General features: G+C 32.9%; 20 protein-coding genes. 1 reads left to right on the top strand and 19 read right to left on the bottom strand.

All coding sequences use genetic code 11. The annotated features are described in order from the left end of the window. Positions 1-11: 11 nt before the first annotated feature. The 13 genes from AC6FXG_RS01510 to gmk are packed head-to-tail and all read right to left on the bottom strand — an operon-like array spanning position 12 to position 12,857. Positions 12-668 (bottom strand): thiamine diphosphokinase, encoded by a 657-nt coding sequence (locus AC6FXG_RS01510; protein ID WP_500571282.1) that lies wholly within the window; start codon positions 666-668, stop codon positions 12-14. After that, positions 656-1,312, bottom strand: coding sequence for a ribulose-phosphate 3-epimerase (gene rpe / locus AC6FXG_RS01505; protein WP_500571281.1), 657 nt, complete (start codon positions 1,310-1,312; stop codon positions 656-658). Before rpe ends, AC6FXG_RS01510 begins: the two co-directional genes overlap by 13 nt. After that, a complete protein-coding gene (gene rsgA / locus AC6FXG_RS01500) occupies positions 1,306-2,169 on the bottom strand; it encodes a ribosome small subunit-dependent GTPase A (RefSeq protein ID WP_500571280.1) in 864 nt (287 codons plus the stop codon). The genes rpe and rsgA overlap by 7 nt, the downstream gene beginning before the upstream one ends. Further along, positions 2,153-4,252 carry a Stk1 family PASTA domain-containing Ser/Thr kinase gene (pknB, locus tag AC6FXG_RS01495; RefSeq protein WP_500571279.1) on the bottom strand — a complete coding sequence of 700 codons (2,100 nt, stop codon included), beginning with the start codon at positions 4,250-4,252 and terminating at the stop codon, positions 2,153-2,155. The genes rsgA and pknB overlap by 17 nt, the downstream gene beginning before the upstream one ends. A gap of 1 nt (position 4,253) precedes the next feature. Next, positions 4,254-4,952, bottom strand: a complete 699-nt coding sequence (locus AC6FXG_RS01490; RefSeq protein ID WP_500571278.1) for a protein phosphatase 2C domain-containing protein — start codon at positions 4,950-4,952, stop codon at positions 4,254-4,256. A 1-nt stretch (position 4,953) separates the two neighbouring features. Next, positions 4,954-5,991 carry a dual-specificity RNA methyltransferase RlmN gene (gene rlmN, locus AC6FXG_RS01485; RefSeq protein WP_500571277.1) on the bottom strand — a complete coding sequence of 346 codons (1,038 nt, stop codon included), beginning with the start codon at positions 5,989-5,991 and terminating at the stop codon, positions 4,954-4,956. Next, positions 5,970-7,202, bottom strand: a complete 1,233-nt coding sequence (locus AC6FXG_RS01480; protein WP_500571276.1) for a transcription antitermination factor NusB — start codon at positions 7,200-7,202, stop codon at positions 5,970-5,972. Before AC6FXG_RS01480 ends, rlmN begins: the two co-directional genes overlap by 22 nt. Further along, complete coding sequence (fmt, locus tag AC6FXG_RS01475; RefSeq protein ID WP_500571275.1) at positions 7,174-8,094, bottom strand: methionyl-tRNA formyltransferase; 921 nt, start codon at positions 8,092-8,094, stop codon at positions 7,174-7,176. The genes AC6FXG_RS01480 and fmt overlap by 29 nt, the downstream gene beginning before the upstream one ends. Further along, positions 8,095-8,583, bottom strand: coding sequence for a peptide deformylase (gene def / locus AC6FXG_RS01470; RefSeq protein WP_500571274.1), 489 nt, complete (start codon positions 8,581-8,583; stop codon positions 8,095-8,097). An 8-nt stretch (positions 8,584-8,591) separates the two neighbouring features. Beyond that, positions 8,592-10,883: a primosomal protein N' gene (priA, locus tag AC6FXG_RS01465; RefSeq protein ID WP_500571273.1), complete on the bottom strand. Its 2,292-nt coding sequence runs from the start codon at positions 10,881-10,883 to the stop codon at positions 8,592-8,594. Continuing rightward, the gene (coaBC, locus tag AC6FXG_RS01460; protein ID WP_500571272.1) at positions 10,880-12,055 is read right to left on the bottom strand and encodes a bifunctional phosphopantothenoylcysteine decarboxylase/phosphopantothenate--cysteine ligase CoaBC; all 1,176 of its coding nucleotides are present in this window, start codon (positions 12,053-12,055) and stop codon (positions 10,880-10,882) included. Before coaBC ends, priA begins: the two co-directional genes overlap by 4 nt. Further along, a complete protein-coding gene (rpoZ, locus tag AC6FXG_RS01455) occupies positions 12,055-12,249 on the bottom strand; it encodes a DNA-directed RNA polymerase subunit omega (protein WP_075573687.1) in 195 nt (64 codons plus the stop codon). The genes coaBC and rpoZ overlap by 1 nt, the downstream gene beginning before the upstream one ends. A gap of 2 nt (positions 12,250-12,251) precedes the next feature. Further along, entirely contained in the window at positions 12,252-12,857 is a 606-nt protein-coding gene (gmk, locus tag AC6FXG_RS01450) for a guanylate kinase (protein WP_500571271.1), read from the bottom strand. A 139-nt stretch (positions 12,858-12,996) separates the two neighbouring features. On the opposite strand from gmk, the gene AC6FXG_RS01445 reads away from it, so the two are divergent. Beyond that, positions 12,997-14,721, top strand: a complete 1,725-nt coding sequence (locus tag AC6FXG_RS01445; protein WP_500571270.1) for an Rqc2 family fibronectin-binding protein — start codon at positions 12,997-12,999, stop codon at positions 14,719-14,721. Between the two features lie 37 nt (positions 14,722-14,758). Here AC6FXG_RS01445 and glyA read toward each other — a convergent pair whose 3' ends face one another. From glyA to AC6FXG_RS01415, 6 genes are all read right to left on the bottom strand, one after another. Further along, the gene (gene glyA, locus AC6FXG_RS01440) at positions 14,759-15,991 is read right to left on the bottom strand and encodes a serine hydroxymethyltransferase (protein ID WP_075573690.1); all 1,233 of its coding nucleotides are present in this window, start codon (positions 15,989-15,991) and stop codon (positions 14,759-14,761) included. Positions 15,992-16,081: 90 nt separating this feature from the next. Then, on the bottom strand, positions 16,082-16,480 hold the full coding sequence (locus AC6FXG_RS01435) for a SoxR reducing system RseC family protein (protein ID WP_075573691.1): 399 nt from the start codon (positions 16,478-16,480) through the stop codon (positions 16,082-16,084). Further along, positions 16,471-17,157, bottom strand: a complete 687-nt coding sequence (locus AC6FXG_RS01430; protein WP_500571269.1) for a tRNA threonylcarbamoyladenosine dehydratase — start codon at positions 17,155-17,157, stop codon at positions 16,471-16,473. The genes AC6FXG_RS01435 and AC6FXG_RS01430 overlap by 10 nt, the downstream gene beginning before the upstream one ends. Beyond that, entirely contained in the window at positions 17,141-18,916 is a 1,776-nt protein-coding gene (gene aspS, locus AC6FXG_RS01425; RefSeq protein WP_500571268.1) for an aspartate--tRNA ligase, read from the bottom strand. Before aspS ends, AC6FXG_RS01430 begins: the two co-directional genes overlap by 17 nt. Positions 18,917-18,925: 9 nt before the next feature. Beyond that, positions 18,926-20,335 carry a coproporphyrinogen dehydrogenase HemZ gene (gene hemZ / locus AC6FXG_RS01420; RefSeq protein ID WP_500571267.1) on the bottom strand — a complete coding sequence of 470 codons (1,410 nt, stop codon included), beginning with the start codon at positions 20,333-20,335 and terminating at the stop codon, positions 18,926-18,928. Further along, positions 20,332-20,958: an MBL fold metallo-hydrolase gene (locus AC6FXG_RS01415; RefSeq protein ID WP_500571266.1), complete on the bottom strand. Its 627-nt coding sequence runs from the start codon at positions 20,956-20,958 to the stop codon at positions 20,332-20,334. The genes hemZ and AC6FXG_RS01415 overlap by 4 nt, the downstream gene beginning before the upstream one ends. Between the last annotated feature and the right edge of the window lie 14 nt (positions 20,959-20,972).

Below are 20,972 nucleotides of genomic sequence, written 5' to 3'. Positions count from 1 at the left end.
TTTGAAGAGAGCTATAAGCTCTTTTTTTCTTGCCTAGTTTTATGTTCTAGTGGTTCTATAATAACCATTAAAACCTCGCCATATACTTTTATAAATCCACAATCAATTGTTTCATTGCTCAACGTTAGGCTGCTGTATTTAGATACAGGAGCCTTATTTAAATTCCACTTAAAACCCTTTAGGCTGACTTTACTTTCCATATCTTCACTTGGAACAATACTTACTCTTAGCCCCTTTGGAACTTTTAATAGGTCGCCATCTTTTAAGAACTCAACCCTAGTATTAGGTTCTCTTATTGAAACTTTATAACCTTGTTTCTTAAGATTAACTAATAGATTAATATTAAATAACTCATGAGAAAGTTTTCCACCAAGCACGCCAGAAAAATCAATCCTATCAAAGTTTTTTGCTTCTTCTATAGCAAGTTCTAAGTCAGATTTGTCCTTATCTATTTTAAATTTTTTTAAAGAGGCGCCAGATGATTCAAATTCATTTAATATAGTTTGATTGATTGAATCAAAATCTCCAAGCATTAAATCTGGCATTAGCTTTGCTTTATAAAAAGCTTCCGCTCCTCTATCAACTGCTATCTTAAAATTATATTTATCATAAATTTTTAAAAGATAATTATAATCCTTAAGCATTGCTCCAACAATTAAAGCTTGCATAATTGATCTTTAAAAGCTTTAAGGTTGCTTTTAAAATCACCTTTTAATAATCCAGAGCCACTTACAACCATATCAGCTCCAGCCTTTGTTACATCAAGTACATTAGATGCAACTATTCCTCCATCCACTTCAATTAAAGCATTTGATCCAACTGAATCCAGCATTTGTCTAAGCTCTTTTATCTTTTGAATAGCAGATGGGATAAATTTTTGTCCACCAAAACCTGGATTTACACTCATTACTAAAACCATATCAACAACATCTAATACATATCTAATTGTTTCTGGAGAAGTGCCTGGATTTAAAGCAAGACCAGCTTTCATGCCTAATTCTTTTATTTTATTTAAATCTCTTTCTAAATGTGTTGATGCTTCAGCATGTATTGTTAAATATTCCGTTCCTGTATCTTTAAAAACATCAAAATACCTGTTTGGTTCCATTATCATTAGGTGAGTATCAAGAGCAATATCGTATTTGTCCTTAATTTGTTTAAGAATCATCGGTCCATAGCTAATATTTGGCACGTACATACCATCCATAATATCCATATGCAAGATATCTATGCCTGAATCCATCATCATCTCGATATCATCAGCTAAATTTAGAAAATCACAACTCAGCACACTTGGCGCAATTCTTACCATCTGTTTACCTCCATGTTTTTAACCTCTTCTGCTAATCTTAAATAATTCTCATACCTTCCTCTATCAATAAAGCCATCATTGAGTGCTTTTTTTACTGCACATCCAGGTTCATTAATATGTTTGCAGGTATTGAACTTACATGATCCCTTATATTTTAAAAACTCGGGAAAATAATTCTGCAAATGCTCTCCTTCATTTAAAAGTGGTATATCTAAAGAAGCAAAGCCAGGCGTATCTATTAATTTAAATTCACCAAAATCAAAAATTTCTACATGCCTTGTGGTGTGTCTGCCCCGCCCTAATTTTTTGCTCGTCTCCGCTGTTTTTTGAATGGTGTCCTTGGCCAACTGATTTAAAAAAGTACTTTTGCCTACCCCGCTATTACCTACTGCCATAACCAGCTTTCCTTTAAATCTCTCTTCAATATCACTATAAGACTCATGGTCAATACCAGAAATATATATATCAATTCCGCTCTTTTTATACATATCTTTTATTTCCTCTGTCTTACTTAAATCCAAATCAGATTTTGTTAATAAAACAATAGGCTCACAATTATGAATAAAAGAGTAAACTAATAACTTATCCGTCAAATATTGATCAAATTGAGGATCTTCTATTGATGAAACTATCAAAAATATATCTATGTTTGCAGCCTGGGGTCTTATGAAAGAATTTTTTCTTTCATAAACTTTAGTTATTATGAAGTCATCATCCTGCTTTTCAAATTCAACAATATCTCCAACCAACAACTTCTGTACTGATTTTATTTTTCCAGGGCTATGGAGGATGTATTCTTCCCCATTGTAATCAGCTAAGAACACACCTCCCGCCACTCTTTTAATTTGTGTTTGCATTTACAGTAAATGTCTGTTTAATAACATCATCAAAGTATAGTTCAACTGTTGACCCAACTTTTAAATCACTAAAATCAAGGAATACAAAACCCTTGTCGCTTGGATACACATCCTCATGAATAACAGTTCTCTGGCCATCTACAATATTTACAACTTTAACAGCTGTCTCTTCCTTATCTTCAGGCACATTAAAGGAAAGATTGAAATTAGCTGCATCTTTATTTGTTTCTGTATTTTCCGTCTCAGTTTGTTCATCTTCATCTTCGGTTTCTTCTTCGCCTTTTGATACCACTAAAGTAATTATTGTTCCAGGAGAAAACTCAACACCTTCATCATGAGATTGTGAGATAACAACATCTTTTTTTACATCCTTAGAAGCTTCATAGGTTATATTACCAACTTGAAATTCATTTGCTATAATTAAAGATTTCGCATCTTCTACATTTAATCCCACTAGTTTTGGAACCTTCCTTACACCAAAACTACCTGTTTCTGGAACTGTAAAAACAATAATAGTTTTATCCATAATTTCCGTCCCAGCTTTAGGTGATTGTTTTATAATTACATTCTTTTGACCTTTTGAATCCTTGTCGTATTCAATTTTATATCCTACACCAAGATTTTTTATCTCATCTTCGATTTCATCAAGGCTCTTGCCAACATAATCTTTCATAAATTTGCCAGTAGATTTTGATTCCTCCGAATTATCTTTTTCTGGAGAATTTATTGTAACATAAATTGTAGAACCTTCTTTAATATTAATTCCAGGTTGAGGACGTTGATTTAATATTCCAAAAGCGCGGCTTGTTTCATTAGTTACTCTTTCAATTTCTAAGTTCACTTTAATTTCTGATACTTTTTCCCTGGCCTCTTCGTCTGATAAACCAATTAAATTTGGTGCTGGATGTTCACCAATTCTATTTTTTATATTTGTTTCTCTGATTTTGTTAAAGCCAATATACAAACCTGTAGTTAATAAAAATGCTAACAATATACCAGCAAAAATAGGTAATAAATGAAGCTTCTTAAATATGCTTACGCCTTCATCGTCATAATCATCATATTCATCATCGTCATCTTGATCATAATCATAATCGTAATCTTCATCATCGTCATAGTCGCTGCCATCATAAGCATCTGAAATAGTTTTTTTCTTTTTGCTCTTCATCAATTGTTCAATTTCATCTTTTGGTATTACCCTTGTCATATCAAGCTGCTCATCAATTTCTTCATTTGATAAAAAACTGCGCTTAGAATCGAGTATCCTATTTAAATCTGTGATTATTTCATCGACATTTTGGTATCTTTCAGCCTGACGTTTTTTTACGCATTTTAAAATAATAGCCTCTAAACCATCTGAAATATTAGGATTAAACTTAGATGGCGGAGTTATTTCTTCTTCTAAATGCTTCATGGCAATGGTAATTGGATTTTCCCCATCATATGGTCTCTTTCCAGTAACCATCTCGTATAAAAGAATACCGAAAGAATAAATATCTGTTCTTTGATCAGTATATGCACCGCGGGCTTGTTCTGGTGAAAAATAATGAACAGATCCCATAGCATCCATAGTTGTTGTCATAGTTTGATTTGATGTTGCCCTTGCAATGCCAAAATCAGTTACCTTTACTATTCCATTTTTTGTAATCATAATATTGTGAGGTTTGATATCCCTATGAATAACACCATGTGAGTGAGCTTCTTTTAAAGCTGCTAAAATTTGTCCAGCAATTATAAGAGCTTGATCTTGTTCTATAGGACTTTTTTTAGCGATTAAATCTTTTAATGTCTCCCCATCAATGTATTCCATTATTATAAAATAATGATCTACACCGTCGATTTCTACCTTATGAAAATCATAAATACTAACAATATTTGGATGATTTAATTTTGCTGCAGCTTGGCATTCGTTCATAAACTTCTTAACGAATTCCTCATCGCTTGCATACTCATCTTTTAGTTCCTTGATAGCAACAAGTCTATCAAGTGTATGACACTTGGCTTTATAAACAGTTGCCATACCGCCAACGCCTACAACTTCAAGTATCTCGTATCTATCTAATAACATTGAACCTATTTCCATACTATTCTCCTATCTTAGTCAAAATACAAGTTATATTATCCTTGCCTCCTCTTTCGAGGCACTTGTCAACAATAATATTAACAGTTTCTGAATCATTATCATTCTTAAGCTCTTCTTCTAATTCATCATCAGACAGATATTTTGTGACGCCATCTGTGCATAAAAAAACTTTAAAAGGTACACTTGATTCTATTTTACCAAGGTCTGGTGTTTCTATTGAAGATACACCAACCGCTCTTGTAATATAATTTGAATACGATTCTTCATTGACATCAACACCATTTTTAATTAATTCAGCAGTTAGTGTGTGATCACTTGTAACTTGTTTAAGCTCATCATCATATATATAAATTCTCGAGTCACCAACATGAGCATAATATAAGATATTCTTTTCAATAACTGCTATAGAAAGGGTTGTACCCATTCCCGATAAATCTTCAGATGATTTAGATTTTAAATATATATTTATATTAATATCTTCTACCAACTTCTTCAGTGATTTTAAAATATCTTCGTCCTTGTTAGGTCTCCATTTTTCCACAGCTTTTACAGCCATGCTACTGGCAACTTCACCAGATTTGTGACCACCCATTCCGTCGCATATTGCTAAAATTAATAAATCATCAAATTCCTTTATAAACAATGAATCCTCATTGTTTTTTCTAATATTACCCTTATCTGTTCTTGAGAAATACTGCATATTAATCCTCGCATATAAACTTTCTTCTTAATTGACCGCATGCACCATCAATATCTTGGCCCATGCTATGCCTAAACGTGGCATTTACATTTAAATCATTTAACTTTTGAGTAAATAATTTCGCTGCACCATCTTCGCCCTTATTATTGTATTCTTTTATTGGATTTAATTCCAGTATGTTTATGTGAGCGTGCGTTTTATTTACAAATTCTTTTAATTTTTTAGCGTCTTTATTGCTATCATTCTCACCGCCAATTACCATGTATTCAAAGCTAGGCCTCCTGCCTGTTTCTTTATAAAAATAGGAAACCGCATCCATTAATTCATTTAGTGGATATTTTTTATTTATAGGCATTAACTTTGACCTTTCTTCATCCGTTGTCCTGTGCAAAGAAAGAGCAAGTGTTACTGGCAAGCCTTCATGGGCTAAATCAATTATTTTATCTGTGAGCCCACATGTTGAAACAGTAATCTTCCTTAAAGATTTATTGGCACCCTTTTCATCAGAAATAGTTTTTAAAAATCTAATAAGATTATCGTAATTATCAAGAGGTTCACCCTGACCCATAATAACAATATTATTTATATACTTGCCCTCAAGCTTTTCAATTTCATAAATTTGCCTAATCATTTCGCCAGAACTTAAGTTTCTTGCCTTGCCACCTTTTGTAGATGCACAAAAAACACAACCCATCCTGCACCCAACCTGTGATGAAATACATATGGAATTTCTATCCTTATATTCCATATATACTGACTCAACAAAATTACCATCGCCAAGTTTAAATAAGTATTTTTTAGTCTTACTATCCTTGCTCGTTAAACTTGTTACTGTGCTAATTTCTGTGAAGTTATACTCATCTTTAAGTTTAGCCCTAAGATCCATTGGCAGTGAACTTATTTGATCAAAGCTTTCAACTCTATTCTTATGAATAGCCGAAAAAATTTGACTAGACCTAAATTTCGGCAAATTGAATTGATCTAATTCTGACTTTAATTCTTCATGTGTAAAATTATCTATATCTTTTTTAATAAGCAAGCGTAAAATCCCTCACTATCTTTACTAGGAAAAACTGTTGTATCTTTGATGATACTTAAATTATTTTCTCCTGCTACCCTATCTACTATATCTCTATTTTCTCTTTTTAATATTGAACACGTCGAGTAAATTATATATTTATCTTTTTTAGTTTGATTTACAGCATTCTTGAGTATTTCAATTTGCTTGACATTTAACTCTTCAATCATTTTATAATTTATCTTGTATTTTAACTCTGGCTTCCTAGAAATAACACCTGAGCCGCTGCACAAAACATCACATAAAACTAAATCGTATTCATTACCATCAAAATTTCTGGCATCATGAACACCACAAGTCACATTTGTTAGTCCCCAGCGTCTAATATTATTTTCCAACAAAGTAACCCTATTCTTATATATATCACTTGCTTTTATCTTGGCATTTGGAAACTTATCAGCTAGCAAAAGGGTTTTACCGCCCGGCGCTGCGCACATATCAAATATTGTCTCAAAATTATTATCAGGTGCAAGTTCCCTTACTGCTGATGTAGAATAGTCCATAATTGTGTAATCGCCATTTCTAAAAAAATTTGTAAGCACGCTGTGTCTATAGTTTTGTATTATTAAAAAATCCTCTTTTTCTTTGAATTTTATCTCATTAGATTCAAGCCTAGATTTGATTTTAGCCATATTTTTTCTTACATAAATATGCACTTTTGGCGGAATAAAAGTTGCCTTTAAAATTTCAAGCGTGTTTGCCTTATTTTCCTTAATCATTGACAAGAGCTCGCTATTAATAGAGTACTCATACTCCCAACCCCTGTCATAAACTTTATTTAAAAGGTCATCTCCCATTCGCTGAGCTGATCTTAAAATCCCATTAACAAAGCCAGCAGCTCCTTTATTTAACATTTTTTTAGCTAATTCAACAACTTCATATATAGCTGCATAATCTTTCGTATTGGAATAAAATAACTGATAAAGGCCCATATAAATTAAAATAATAGCTTTCTCATCTATTTTTTTTATATCTTTATTTGATAAAATTTTTAGCATTTCTTCCAGGGTAAATTTTCTTTCAATAACTCCATAAACCAAATCTGTTACAAAAGGTCTTGAATCAAGCTGGTTGTTTTTTAATAATAAATTAGAATAGCCATCATCATAAATGACTCTATATATGATATCAAAAGCAACTTCTCTATCGTTTATTTTCAAATCTTCCTTCAATATTATTTCCTCTTAAAAAATCAGATGTTTTCATTTTCTTTTTACCTGGAGCTTGTATTTCATCAATTATAACTGATCCATCACTTGTTCCTATATGCAAATTGCCATCAGAAACTTTAATAAATCCTGGATCTAATTTAAGTTCAGAAAGCCTAGCTGAAAATAATTTATATCTATCATCTCCATTATAAGCATAAGCACCAATGTGTGAGCTCAAGGCATTGATTTTATTTTTTATATCCTTACTTTTAAAATTAAAATCGACCAGTGCATCCTCTTTAGAAATTTTACCTACATAAGTTTCACCGGGTCCTTGTGGTTGCGCCTTTAATTCTCCACTCTCTATCCCAGATAAAACATTTACAATAGTCTCTTTTGATAAATTACACAGTCTTTGATTTAAAGAGTCAAAAGTTTCATTTTCACCAATACTTAGTTCAAAAACTTTATAAATATCACCCGCATCAAGAGCTTTAACCATTTTCATATATGTTATTCCAGTCTTATCTTTACCATCCTTTATAACACTTTCTATTGGACTAGCTCCCCTGTATTTGGGCAAAAGCGATGCATGAATATTAATAGGAGCAAGCTTTGGAAGGCCCAAAATATATTGAGGCAAAATTGCTCCATAAGCTACGACTACAAAAAAATCTGCGTTCAAGTCTTTAATCCAGGACTCATCATTTTGACTTAAAAAATCTTTTTCAAAAACCTCGATATTGTTTTCTTCAGCATATTTTTTTACTGGAGTGCTTATAATTTTATTTCCCCTGCCTCTAACTTTATCAGATCGTGTTATTACACCAACGATTTCGTTTTTAGATTCGTGCAAAGTTTCTAAAATCTCCGCCCCAAATTGTGTTGAAGAAAAAAATAAAATTTTACTCATCTATAAATCACTCTCTATTAAATCTTCATCATCAAAAAGTTGATTTTCATAAATTTTATCTGTATAGAGGATACCATTGGTGTGATCAACCTCATGACAAATAATTCTTGCCACAAAGTCTTCAGCTTCGAAATCAAGGTCTTTGCCATATGCATCCATAGCTTTAACTTGGATCTTTTGAGGGCGTTCAACTTTTCCGTGTTTACCAGGAACGCTCAAGCAGCCTTCTAGTCCAACTTCTGCGCCATCGCATTCAACGATTTCAGGATTTATTAAAACCATTGCCTCTTCATCTTCTTCTGGCTTTACAAGTATAATTCTTCTTAATGCACCAACTTGAACAGCTGCAAGGCCTACTCCATTTGATTCATCAAGTGTTTCTCTCATATCTTCTATTAATGTTATAATATTTTCATTTATATCTTTTACTGTCTTTGATTGTTTTCTTAAAATAGGATCTCCATCAATCCTTAATTTTCTAATTGCCATGTAACCTCCTACATCATACTAATTGGGTCAACACTTACATTTATTTCTTTACTATTAAAATTTCTTAAAAATTCTATAATCTTACTTACATATTTATCTGTCGACTTAATAATAAATTGCCAGCGATATTCATTTTTTATTTTCGCAATTGGCGAAGGATTCGGATGCAAAACCTTTGCTGTGATATCATTATCAATAACAAATTTTGTGAGTTTATGATATACATCCATCAGATCATTATGAGCAATCATATTATCCGTTGAATTTTTTTGCACCAATATGATTTTGGTAAAAGGAGGATATAGAAACTCTTTTCTTACCTTCATCTCCGTCTTAAAAAATTCTTCATATTCACCATTTACGCTTAATTTAATTGCAAAATGTTCTGGTTGATAAGTCTGAAGAATAACGCGTCCTTCATCCTCTCCTCGACCAGCTCTTCCACTCACCTGCCTAACAAGTGAATACATCCACTCGCAAGCCCTGTAATCAGGAATTTTTAAAAGCATATCAGCGGCAATTATTCCAACTAAAGTAACATTTTTAAAGTCTAATCCCTTAGCTATCATCTGTGTGCCAATTAATATATCAATGTCTCCAGAATTCATTCTCTGATATATATCATAATGAGAATTTTTTCTGGACATTGTATCCCTATCCATCCTCTCAACTCGAGCTTGAGGAAAGAGTTTTTTAGTTATATATTCAACCTGCTCTGTCCCAATTCCAAAATCTTTTATTTTATCAGAACCACAGTTGGGGCACTTTTCTGGTAAGGCTATTGACTTTCCGCAATAATGGCACACAAGCCTATTCATATTTTTATGATAAGTCATACTTACATCACAGTCTTCACATTTAATAGCTTCTCCACATGTTCTGCAACTTACAAAACCCGAATAACCCCTACGATTTAAAAAAAGCATTGTTTGTTTTTTATTTTTTAAATTATCGAGTATAGCTTCATAAAGTTTTAATGAAAAAATAGATGTATTTCCATTATTGAGCTCAAGGGCCATATCTGCAACTTCAATCTTTGGTAAAGCCTTTCCATTTGCCCTTTCCTTCATCTCATACAACTTATAAATACCCTTGCTTGTCTTGTAATAAGAATCAAGGCAAGGAGTTGCAGATCCTAAAATTAGCATTGCCTTGTTTATGTCAGCCATAAACTCTGCAATATCTACAGTTTTGTATTTAGGTGTATGGCTAGAAACATAAGAATTATCGTGCTCTTCATCTATAATAATTATCCCCAAGTTTTGAACCGGAGAAAAAATTGCAGACCTAGCTCCAACAACTATTCTAATATCACCATTTTTAATCCTCATCCACTGATCATATCTTTCTTTTTGTGTTAATTTGGAGTGGATGATGGCAACTTCTTCATTAAAGCGTCCTTTAAATCTAGCTACTGTTTGTGGAGTAAGACCAATTTCAGGGACAAGTATAATTGCAGATTTATTATTCTTAAGGACCTCTTCTACAATCTGTAAATACACTTCAGTTTTACCTGATCCAGTGACTCCGTTTATTAAAAACTTATTGTTTCCTGATTTATAGTCTTTGAATATACCGTCAACAACTTTTTTTTGTGTTTCATTTAACTGATGTTTTTTATATCGAGAAACTTTTTTGCCTATAAATTTTTGTATAACTACTCTCTCACCAATATAGCCATTTTTTATTAATGTTTTTATTGGACTATCGCTAATTGATAGTCTTTTCATAATGTCGGATCGACTGTAATTACCTGATTTAACAATATTATATACAGCCATCTGCTTCTCAGAAAGATCATCGGCCTCCTTCTTCGCATACAAGATTTTTTTAGTATACATAGAAGGCTGATTTTTTAAAGAGTATGAGTATTTAAACTCTCCAGTATCAAGCTTTTCTCTAATCTCCTCACGGCTAAGCTTTGACTCATCAACTAATTCTAAAGTCCTAGCCGAATACAAATCTTTTTGTATTGAATTTAAATCCATTGGTGGAAGAAATAACTTTAAACTTTCAATCTTATTTGAAAATGTTTTTTCAGAAATAAAAGATGCCGTGTCAATATCTTTTTGAGTGATAAGTGGCTCTTCATCTAAAATTTCTAAGATAGGTTTTAATTCTATATCACTATCATCTTCATCACAAATTTCAACGATAATACCGATTATTTTTGAATTGCCCCTTCCAAAAGGTACGACAACACGTGCACCTACAAATGCATTCATTCCCTCAGGTATTATATATGAAAATTCACGATTCAATGAATCAATATTTCTATTAATTAAAACCCTTGCAATCATAAATTCTCCTCTACAAAATCAATCATCAGCCTTGCAAAGCTATTTTTATCAGTATCTTTAATTTCTAATTTTTTATTGTCTTTAGATAAAACAGTTCCGCTATTTCTATCAGATCCAAAGGCTGAGTTTTCTCCCTTTATATTGTTAATTACGATAAAATCCATATCTTTTTTAACAAGTTTTTCTTTACCGTATTCAATGTGGTTTTCACTCTCTGCAGCAAAGCCAATCACTTTCATATCGCCTTTGATGGGAGCAATAGTTTTTAAAATATCTTTTGTCCTAACTAGTTTAAATTCTAGTGAATCAGCTTTTTTTATTTTTTCTTCTAAATAAGAATCAAACTCATAATCCAAGGGTGCTGCTGCCATAAATAAGGCTACAGAATCTTTAATCTCGTCTTTAACAGCCTCTAACATATCTGAAGTCGTGCTAATGTCGGTATATTTATAAAAATTATCTTCTGGCTTAAACCTGCTTATATAAACCACATTTGCACCGCGTCTTTTTAGTTCACGGGCAATCGCAAGTCCCATTTTTCCGCTTGAGCGATTTGTAAATATTCTTACTGGATCGAGTTGTGAAACAGTAGATCCGCTTGTTACAACAACCTTTTTATTTGCAAATAATGAGTCTTGCTTGTTGTTAGCTATAATTTCATTTAATATGCTTTCTGGTGATGGTAGTTTGCCAATTCCTACATCATTACATGCTAGTAGTCCTGTGTCTGGCTCTATAAAATAATAATCAAGATCTTTTAAATATTTTATATTTTCAAGATTGGTCTTATCCAAATACATCTTTGTATTCATTGCCGGAGCAATAAATGTTTTGGCCTCACTTGCAGAAATAGCATTTAATAGAAGGTTATCACAAATTCCTGCTCTTAATTTGGCAATGAAATTCTTTGTAGCTGGAGCTACGATAATATAATCAGCTTCGCCCAAGTATATATGAGGAATTTTCCCATCTTGCATTTCAAAACCATCTACATATACGTCTCTGCCAGTTATGCTTGAAAAAGCAAGTGGAGTCACGAAATGAAGAGCGTTTTCAGTTAAACAGACGTCTACATAGGCGCCCATTTTTTTCAGTCTACTGGCAATTTCAATCGCTTTATAAGCTGCTACACCGCCAGTAACACCAAGTAAAACACGTTTATCTTTAAACATTAATCATGGTCCTTATATTCTATTTTGCCCTCTCTAACTTCTTCAAGTGCAATAGTAATTGGATTTTCGTCTTCATGGCCTTCAACCTTAATCATTGATCCGTCCACTATTTGCCTTGCTCTCTTTGCTACAACAGATACTAGTGTGTACCTGCTAACATTTTTACCTAAAACATCTGTTGATGGGTTATACATAATTATTCACCTAACACTTTCTCTTTTAAATTTTTAAATCTTTTTACCTTGTGCAGCTCTGCATTAATAATATCCTCAATGTCCTTAGCAGCTTCTTCGACTTCCTCATTTATAATAAAATAGTCATATTTATCTATTTGTTCGATTTCCTTATAAGCATTATTAAAACGAATCCTCAAAGACTCTTCGGTTTCAGAACCTCTGCCTATAATCCTCTTTTTTAGCTCTTCCATGCTGGGTGGAAGTAAAAACATTAAAACTGCATCATCGTATGCTTTTTTTACTTGCATGGCTCCTGCCACATCAATCTCGAGTAAGACTGTATTACCCTTTTCTATTTGTCCAAAGACAAAGTCCTTTGGCGTTCCATAAATATTTTGATGCACATGAGCGTATTCAAGCATCTTATCATTTTCAATTAATTCATTAAATTCATCTTCGCTAATAAAAAAATAACTTTTTCCATCAACCTCACCCTCTCTAGGCTGCCTTGTGGTTGCTGATATAGATAAAACTATTTCCTTGTTATTTTTTAATAATTCTTTGCAAACCGTTCCCTTGCCAGCACCAGATGGACCTGACAAAACAACTAGAAGCCCTTTGCTCAAAATTTTCACCACCATTTCTTTTTAACTAATAAACTTTATACGCCTATTATATAAGAAGGAATTTTATAAAACAATAGAATGTTTCGAAAACTTAACAATATACTTTTTATTCTATGATATAATTGCCTTGAGGTGAATTATGTCATTAAACGGACCAGCAATTAGACTTTTAACAAAAGAATTAAACGATAGCTTGCTTGGAGCAAGGGTCGATAAAATATATCAGGAAAACAAAGATGTATCAATCCATCTTAGAGCAGGTAGAGAAAATAAAATTTTATATTTTTCTTTTTCCTCTGATACTCCTGCTGTATATATGACTGATAAAAAACAGGATTATCCACAAGAGCCCCCATCATTTTGTATGTTACTTAGGAAATATCTAGTAGGAGCTCGCGTTTTAAAAATTGAACAAGTAAGAATGGATAGAATAATATCAATTACTTTCTCAACCTCTGCTGACATATACTCAACAGATCAAATTAAAATGCAATTTGAAAGCATGGGGAAATATTCTAACCTTATTATTGTAGATGCCAACAATAACGAAATCATCGATTCACTGATAAGGGTTTATCCAGATATGAGTAGTGTACGGCTTGTACTTCCAAAAGAAGAATACAAACTACCAGAGGCTAATGGCTTGTACCCACTGAGTGCAAGTCAAGATGATATAAAAAACAAGCTCGAAGAATCTAAACTTCAAAATTTAAAAACATCCATATTTAAATCCTTTGAAGGTTTAAACCCCGATATATCGACTTATATACTTCACACAGCAAATATTAACGAAGATATTAACTACGCTAATCTCGATCAAAACGGGAGAGAGCATTTGATCATTACAATCTATAATGTCTTTCAAGATATCTTAAACTATAATTTGATGGCTATTGTTTACAAGAAAAACGATATCCCCTTCAAGTTGTCAGCCTTTGATTTAAGTCCATCTTTTACAAATGGTAAAGAGTTCGATACAATGAACGATGCAGTAAGATATTTTTACGAAACAAAATCAACTTACAAAATTATATCATCCAGAACTCACGATTTAAGGAAAAAAATTAACCACAAAATAAGTAGCCTGGAAAAAACCTTAAATATACAAAAGAAAGACTACCTTAAATCTAAAGATCGCGAAGATATAAAAATTAAAGCTGATCTTTTAGCTGCAAATATATATAAAATTTCTAGAGGCGATAAATTTATAGAAGTAAATAATTTTTATAGCGAAGATAATGAGCTAATTAAAATTCCTATTGATGAAACCCTATCGCCTAAGCAAAATGTCGATAAGCTTTATAATAGATATAACAAGATGAAAAATCGTGAACTAAACCTAAAAAAACGCATGCCTCAAATTGAGAATGAAATTTATTATTTAAAATCAGCTATTATAAATCTTGACCAAGCCGAAACATCGGATGAAATTAACCAAATAAAAGAAGAGTTAAAACAAAGCGGATTCTTAAAACAAGGTACATCTAAGAAGAAAATCAGAAATCCAAAAATATCTTTTAGAGAATATAAATCACCGAGCGGTTTTAGAGTTTTGGCTGGCAGGAATAATATACAAAATGACCAATTAACTTTTAAAGTCTCCCACAAAGAAAACCTCTGGTTTCACTTGCGCAATGAACCTGGCACTCATGTCATTCTAGAATGTCATAACAAAGACTATAGTGAAGATGATATAATCTATGCTGCTAATGTCGCTGGCGTCTTATCGGGTAAAACTGTGAAATGTGATATTGACTATACAGAAGTAAAAAATGTAAAAAAAATAAAAAATCAAAATCCTGGCCTAGTTAATTATTATAATTATAAGACAATAACAATAGATCCAGACGAAAATAATATGTAATAAAAAAAGTCCCTCGCGGGACTTTTTATTTTTATACTTATTTGTATAAAATATGAGCTTGGCAAAGATCTTTTACTCTTGCCTTTAATTTTTCTCTATCATAGCTTGTATCAAGTGTATCAGCGATAATATATCCAACTTCTCTCATGTCATCTTCATTGAATCCACGAGTTGTCATAGCTGGTGTACCAATTCTGATACCACTTGTAACAAATGGTGATTCTGTTTCATTTGGAATTGTGTTCTTGTTAGCAGCAATACCAATTTCACCTAACATTTTTTCAGCTTCTTTACCTGTAAAGCCTTTTGCCTTAACATCGATTAAGATTAAGTGGTTATCTGTACCACCTGAAACAAGTCTAAATCCTTTTTCTGTGAGTGCTTCTGCAAGAGCTTTTGCATTCTTTAGAACTTGTTCTTGATATGTTTTAAATTCAGGTTTCAATGCTTCACCAAATGCAACTGCCTTAGCAGCAATAACGTGCATTAAAGGTCCACCTTGTGTTCCTGGGAATACAGCCTTATCAATTGCTTTTGCATTTTCAGCTTTTGTTAAGATAGCACCACCTCTAGGTCCACGAAGTGTTTTGTGTGTTGTGGTTGTTACATAATCAGCATATGGTACTGGTGATGGATGTAAACCAGCTGCAACTAGACCAGCGATGTGAGCCATATCAACCATGAATAAAGCACCTACTGAATCAGCAATTTCTCTAAACTTTTTAAAGTCAATAATTCTTGGATAAGCACTTGCACCTGCAACGATTAGCTTTGGTTTTTCTTTTGAAGCAATGTCAGCAACTTGGTCATAGTTAATTTGTTCTGTCTTGCTATCTACACCGTAAGCTGCAAAATCAAAGTATTTTCCGCTGATATTAACTGGTGAACCGTGTGTTAAGTGTCCACCTTCGGAAAGATTCATACCCATAACCTTGTCACCAGGTTCGATGCATGAGAAGTAAACAGCCATGTTAGCGTTTGCACCTGAGTGTGGTTGAACGTTTGCGTGGTCAGCTTCAAATAGTTTGCATAATCTATCTCTAGCTAAATCTTCTGCAATATCTACTACTTCGCAGCCACCGTAATATCTTTTTCTTGGGTATCCTTCTGCATATTTATTTGTTAGGTAGCTTCCCATGGCTTCCATAACTGCTTCTGATACAAAGTTTTCGCTAGCAATTAATTCGATGTGTGATTGCTGACGAACCTTTTCGTCCATTACAACGCCATAAATCTCAGCGTCAGTTTGTTTTAAGTGTGAAAAATCCATTTAAACCTCCTTTGTAGATGACAGTTAAATCTTACTGCCTACACTCTAATTGTAACATATTGAAATTTGTATTTCAACTTAATTGTTACTCTATTTTAATTTAATTATAGAAATTTTATTAGTATGCTTATTTTTAGCATCTATAAAATATATACATAGATACGAAAGAGCTATTCCTAAGACTCCTAAAAAAAATGATTTTAGTTCACTTAATTTTAGTACATAGCCTAAGAGTATGCCGATTATAAAACCTAAAAATGGTATTGCGTATAGAATAGCACTTGCCTTTAGGCCCAAAGAATCATCCATAACAACCTCAACCATCTCTCCTGCCTTTGCATCTATTGAATTAATAACCTCAATTCTATGATCTACTGTTTCGCATCCGCCTCCACAGGCTTTACAATTTCCCCCGCAAGCAGAAGTACGAACTAGAGATACAAAAGCTTTATTGCCATTAGTTGATAAAACTTTTCCTATTACTTGCATTCTTCCTCCATTATCATATTCATAAGTTCCGCAGCCGCCCTAACTCCCATGTAGTTAGGTGATGGAGCAATCGTTCCAACCACTCCATAAACTTTTATAGTATCACCTTCATAATAAAGACACTTTATTTTTTTATGAAGACTTTTATCTATAAATTTCCTAAATCTTTTTGCTAGATTACAATAAGTTGTTTTATCAAGAGTAGAAAATTTTAATGATGATATATCCGTCCTATTGCCTGCGCCCATGGCAGAAATAAATTTTATTTTATTTTTAATTGCATACTCGGCAATTAATTTTTTGGCATTAATATCATCGCATAAGTCTAATATATAGTCGCTGTCTGCTAAAAGCTCCTCATAATTACTCTCTTCAAGCATACAGGGCATGCAAATAAGATTTAAATCAGGATTAATATCTTTAAATCTCTCTTTTAAAACATCTACTTTTAACTTTCCAATAGAACTATAACTTGAACCAATCTGGCGATTCAAATTGCTCTCCTCGTACTTGTCAAAATCAATTATTTTTAGATTATTAACCCCTGATCTGGCGAGCATTTCACAAGCAATTCCGCCCACTCCGCCAACGCCAACAACAGTTATTCTAACACTAGCAAGTTTATTAAAATTTTCTTCTCCTACAAGGCTTACTGTTCTACTATTTCTCTTTGACATTTACCTTTAAGCTTACTTCCTCTAATTGTTTATCGCTAATTGCTGATGGAGCCATGCTCATTAAATCAGATGCTGATTGAGTCTTTGGAAAGGCAATTACGTCTCTAATGTTAGATGTGTCTGTGAATATTTGCACCCATCTATCAAGTCCAAGGGCAATTCCACCATGAGGTGGTGTACCATAGCTTAGAGCCTCTATAAAGAAACCAAATTGCTTTAAAGCTTCTTCTTTTGTAAATCCAATTGCTTCAAACATTTTATCTTGAACATCTGAGTTGTGAATTCTGATACTTCCTCCACCTGCCTCTTCACCATTGATAACAATATCATAGGTCTTTGATGAGCAATTTGCAGGATCAGTTAACATCTTATCAATGTCCTCATCTTTTGGTGATGTAAATGGATGGTGAACAGCCACATATCTATCGCTTTCTTCATCATACTCTAAAAGCGGGAAGTCCACAACCCAAAGAATAGAATATTTATCTTTATCAATCATTCCGTTTTCTTTGGCAATAAAGTTTCTAAGATTTCCTAAGGCAGCACATGTAACTTCATATTTATCAGCAACTAATAAAACCATATCGCCTTTGTTAGAGCCCATAAATTCAAATATTGCATTCTTTTCGTCTTCATTTACAAACTTATCAATTGAAGATGATTTTTCATCGTCATATCTAAAGTAAATTAGGCCCTTTGCTCCAAAGTCTTTAACGAACTCTTCTAACTTCTTAAATTTCTTTTTGCTGATAAGTTCGTCACCCTTTGGAACGTTAATTGCCCTTATAACATTTCCAGATGAAATTGTAGATTGGAAAATTTGAAATTCACTCTTAGCAAACACTTCATTTACATTCTTTAGTTCCATATCAAAACGAAGATCAGGTTTGTCTACTCCGAATCTTTCCATAGCTTCTGAATATTTCATCCTTTGTAATGGAAGTTCAAGATCGTAATTTATAATTTCTTTAAAGAGTTTCTGGAATAATTCTTCATGGACATCCATAACATCATCCATATCCACAAAGCTCATTTCAACGTCAACTTGAGTAAACTCAGGTTGCCTATTAGCACGCAAGTCTTCGTCTCTAAAGCACTTTGCTATTTGATAATACTTATCCATACCTGCAACCATGAGCAGCTGCTTATAAATTTGTGGACTTTGTGGCAGAGCGTAAAATTCACCTGAGTGAATACGACTTGGAACAAGATAGTCTCTTGCACCTTCTGGTGTGCTCTTGCCTAAGATTGGAGTTTCAATTTCATTAAAGCCATGGTCATTATAAAAGTTGCGGATGATATTGCACATCTTTGATCTAACTTTCAATATCTTTTGTAGGCGTGGTTTTCTCAAATCCAAATATTTATATTTTAATCTCATCTCTTCTGAGACATTATCATCATCTTTAATATAAATTGGGGGAGTGTTGGCCCTGTCTAAAATCCTTAATTCTTTAGCGTCAACTTCTATATCTCCTGTTGGCATATCAGGATTTTTTGAAGATCTTTCACGAACTTCGCCTCTAATAGCTACTACATATTCGCTTTTTAATTCCCCCGCTTTTTGGAAGAGTTCTTGGTCTGTATCATTAAAAACTACTTGTGATATACCTGAGATATCACGCACATCTGTGAAAATTAGTTTACCTAAATTTCTTGAGCGTTGAACCCACCCCATAAGTACAACTTCTTTTCCTATGTCTTCTTGTCTTAATGTGCCTGCATAATTACTGCGGCGCAAGTTGCCCATTGTTTCCATTATATCCTCCTAATTTTTTATATTATTAACCATCTTACGGGCCTCTTCTTTTAACTTATTGAGCTCCTTGTAATGGTTTATATAATAATCTATATCCCTAAATCCAAACACCCTTTTTACAATTCCATCATCAGATGTAAACTTGCTAACTGCACCCATACCAAAGGCCAGTACATCGCACTTATCATCCATGCTTAAAATATTGTATAGATTAAGGTCTTGGCTTTTAGTAAAACCTATATTTTCATTATTGCCAACCTGACGCTTCTGCCTATATAAATAATATGGCTTGTATCCTGATTCTCTTAATCTATCATAAGAGTAGTCAAAACATTGGTCCATTTTATTATTAATTGCAAATTTTTGGTCATGGTTTATATAGTAAGACCCATTTTTTAAAGCCAGACTGTGTATTGTAATATCATCTGGCTGCAAATTGAGCAATTTATCTATCGTTTCTTTAATATCATTTATAGTTTCATTTTCAAGACCTATTATTATATCTGTATTGATATTAAAACCATAATTTTTGCATATTTTAAATGATGAATAAAAATCTTCAACCTTATGCTTTCTTCCAATTTTATCTAAAGTCTCTTGCTTCAGAGTTTGTGGATTAACACTGATTCTGTTTACATTATTATCTCTCAAAGCTTTTAGTAAATCTTCATTTATCGTATCAGGTCTACCTGCTTCAAAAGTAATTTCTTTTATATCCCCAAATTTTTCTCTAACAATTGAAAAAATTCTATCTATATCTTTTTTCCCAAGTATGGATGGAGTCCCTCCACCTATATACAAAGAAACTGGTTTTTTGGGATTCATGTATCCATTATAGTCTTCAATCTCTTTCAGCAAATAATCTACATATTCACTTGGACTATAGCGTAGCCTTCCCTCCATGCTCATAACCGAAAACGAACAGTACTTACACCTGGTCGGGCAAAAAGGTATATGGATGTATACTATAAAAGAATCATCCCTGAGCTTTAAGATTGGCTTTTGAGTTTCCAATATATCATCGATAAGATTATATTTATCTTCTTTAACCATTAGGTCATCAATAAAAAGTTTTTTTATGTCAGCATCCTTATATTGGTCTCTTATTTGCTCCAAATATCTAACTGGCCTTATACCAGTTAAGATTCCCCAAGGTAAATCTACATTTGTTATTAATTTTACCAATTTATATATGGCCAGCTTAATAGTAGTTTCACTATCTAAATTTTCTACTGGCAATTGGATTTCTTTAGATATGTCTTCGTTGATCCACTTACCAGTAACAAGATTATTATCAAGCTCTAAATACAATTTTGTATCAGGTTTGTATGCATCTATATCTTCAAAAGCTATGGAAGATCGTAACATATTTAAATGAGTTGGTCTTAGCTCAAATCCACTTGTTACGATTTCAATCATAGTAAACTTTTAATATATGGATTGTTTTCTCTCTCGAATTTGATATCGCTTTGAGGACCATGTCCAGGACAAACAACTGTATCATCTGGATATTTTGTGGCAATAAACTTTAATGAATCCTCTATCTTACTTTGGTTGCCAGAATATAAATCTGTCCTACCACAGCTCATCTTAAACAAAGTATCACCAGTAAATAAATAACCATTGCCATATAATACAAAGCTTCCTTCAGTGTGACCAGGTGAATGTTTTGCCTTCAAAGTTATTGGAGTAAATTCAAGCTCATCTCCATCCTTAAAATAATGATCACACTCTAGCGTAATAGGTCCGAGCAAAGTTGTCGTTGAAAGATTGTGGTCAGGATCATCAAATAAATCCCTCTCTTCAGTAGCTCCATAAACTTTTGCGCCAGTTTCTTCCCTAAGCTTATTAACCCCACCTATATGATCAAAGTGCCCATGAGTTAATACAATTGCTTCTAAAGTTAAATCATTTTCATTTAAAATTTTAACCACATCTTCACTATCACCACCACAATCAATAACGATTGCCTTTTTATTTTCATCAAAAATAATATAAGTGTTAGCTCCGTAAATACCTAAATTTTTTCTTATTACTTCCATATATTCCTCCACAC

Source organism: Ezakiella massiliensis (assembly GCF_059862345.1).
Note: the sequence above shows the minus strand (reverse complement) of the source record. Positions and strands in the feature narration are given on the sequence as shown.

What these genes read in the sequence shown, in the direction of transcription:
- AC6FXG_RS01510 (WP_500571282.1), bottom strand. Translation starts at nt 668, where the DNA reads ATGCAAGCTTTAATTGTTGGAGCAATGCTTAAGGATTATAATTATCTT.
- rpe (WP_500571281.1), bottom strand. Translation starts at nt 1,312, where the DNA reads ATGGTAAGAATTGCGCCAAGTGTGCTGAGTTGTGATTTTCTAAATTTA.
- rsgA (WP_500571280.1), bottom strand. Translation starts at nt 2,169, where the DNA reads ATGCAAACACAAATTAAAAGAGTGGCGGGAGGTGTGTTCTTAGCTGAT.
- pknB (WP_500571279.1), bottom strand. Translation starts at nt 4,252, where the DNA reads ATGGAAATAGGTTCAATGTTATTAGATAGATACGAGATACTTGAAGTT.
- AC6FXG_RS01490 (WP_500571278.1), bottom strand. Translation starts at nt 4,952, where the DNA reads ATGCAGTATTTCTCAAGAACAGATAAGGGTAATATTAGAAAAAACAAT.
- fmt (WP_500571275.1), bottom strand. Translation starts at nt 8,094, where the DNA reads ATGAGTAAAATTTTATTTTTTTCTTCAACACAATTTGGGGCGGAGATT.
- def (WP_500571274.1), bottom strand. Translation starts at nt 8,583, where the DNA reads ATGGCAATTAGAAAATTAAGGATTGATGGAGATCCTATTTTAAGAAAA.
- priA (WP_500571273.1), bottom strand. Translation starts at nt 10,883, where the DNA reads ATGATTGCAAGGGTTTTAATTAATAGAAATATTGATTCATTGAATCGT.
- coaBC (WP_500571272.1), bottom strand. Translation starts at nt 12,055, where the DNA reads ATGTTTAAAGATAAACGTGTTTTACTTGGTGTTACTGGCGGTGTAGCA.
- rpoZ (WP_075573687.1), bottom strand. Translation starts at nt 12,249, where the DNA reads ATGTATAACCCATCAACAGATGTTTTAGGTAAAAATGTTAGCAGGTAC.
- AC6FXG_RS01445 (WP_500571270.1), top strand. Translation starts at nt 12,997, where the DNA reads ATGTCATTAAACGGACCAGCAATTAGACTTTTAACAAAAGAATTAAAC.
- glyA (WP_075573690.1), bottom strand. Translation starts at nt 15,991, where the DNA reads ATGGATTTTTCACACTTAAAACAAACTGACGCTGAGATTTATGGCGTT.
- AC6FXG_RS01435 (WP_075573691.1), bottom strand. Translation starts at nt 16,480, where the DNA reads ATGCAAGTAATAGGAAAAGTTTTATCAACTAATGGCAATAAAGCTTTT.
- AC6FXG_RS01430 (WP_500571269.1), bottom strand. Translation starts at nt 17,157, where the DNA reads ATGTCAAAGAGAAATAGTAGAACAGTAAGCCTTGTAGGAGAAGAAAAT.
- aspS (WP_500571268.1), bottom strand. Translation starts at nt 18,916, where the DNA reads ATGGAAACAATGGGCAACTTGCGCCGCAGTAATTATGCAGGCACATTA.
- hemZ (WP_500571267.1), bottom strand. Translation starts at nt 20,335, where the DNA reads ATGATTGAAATCGTAACAAGTGGATTTGAGCTAAGACCAACTCATTTA.
- AC6FXG_RS01415 (WP_500571266.1), bottom strand. Translation starts at nt 20,958, where the DNA reads ATGGAAGTAATAAGAAAAAATTTAGGTATTTACGGAGCTAACACTTAT.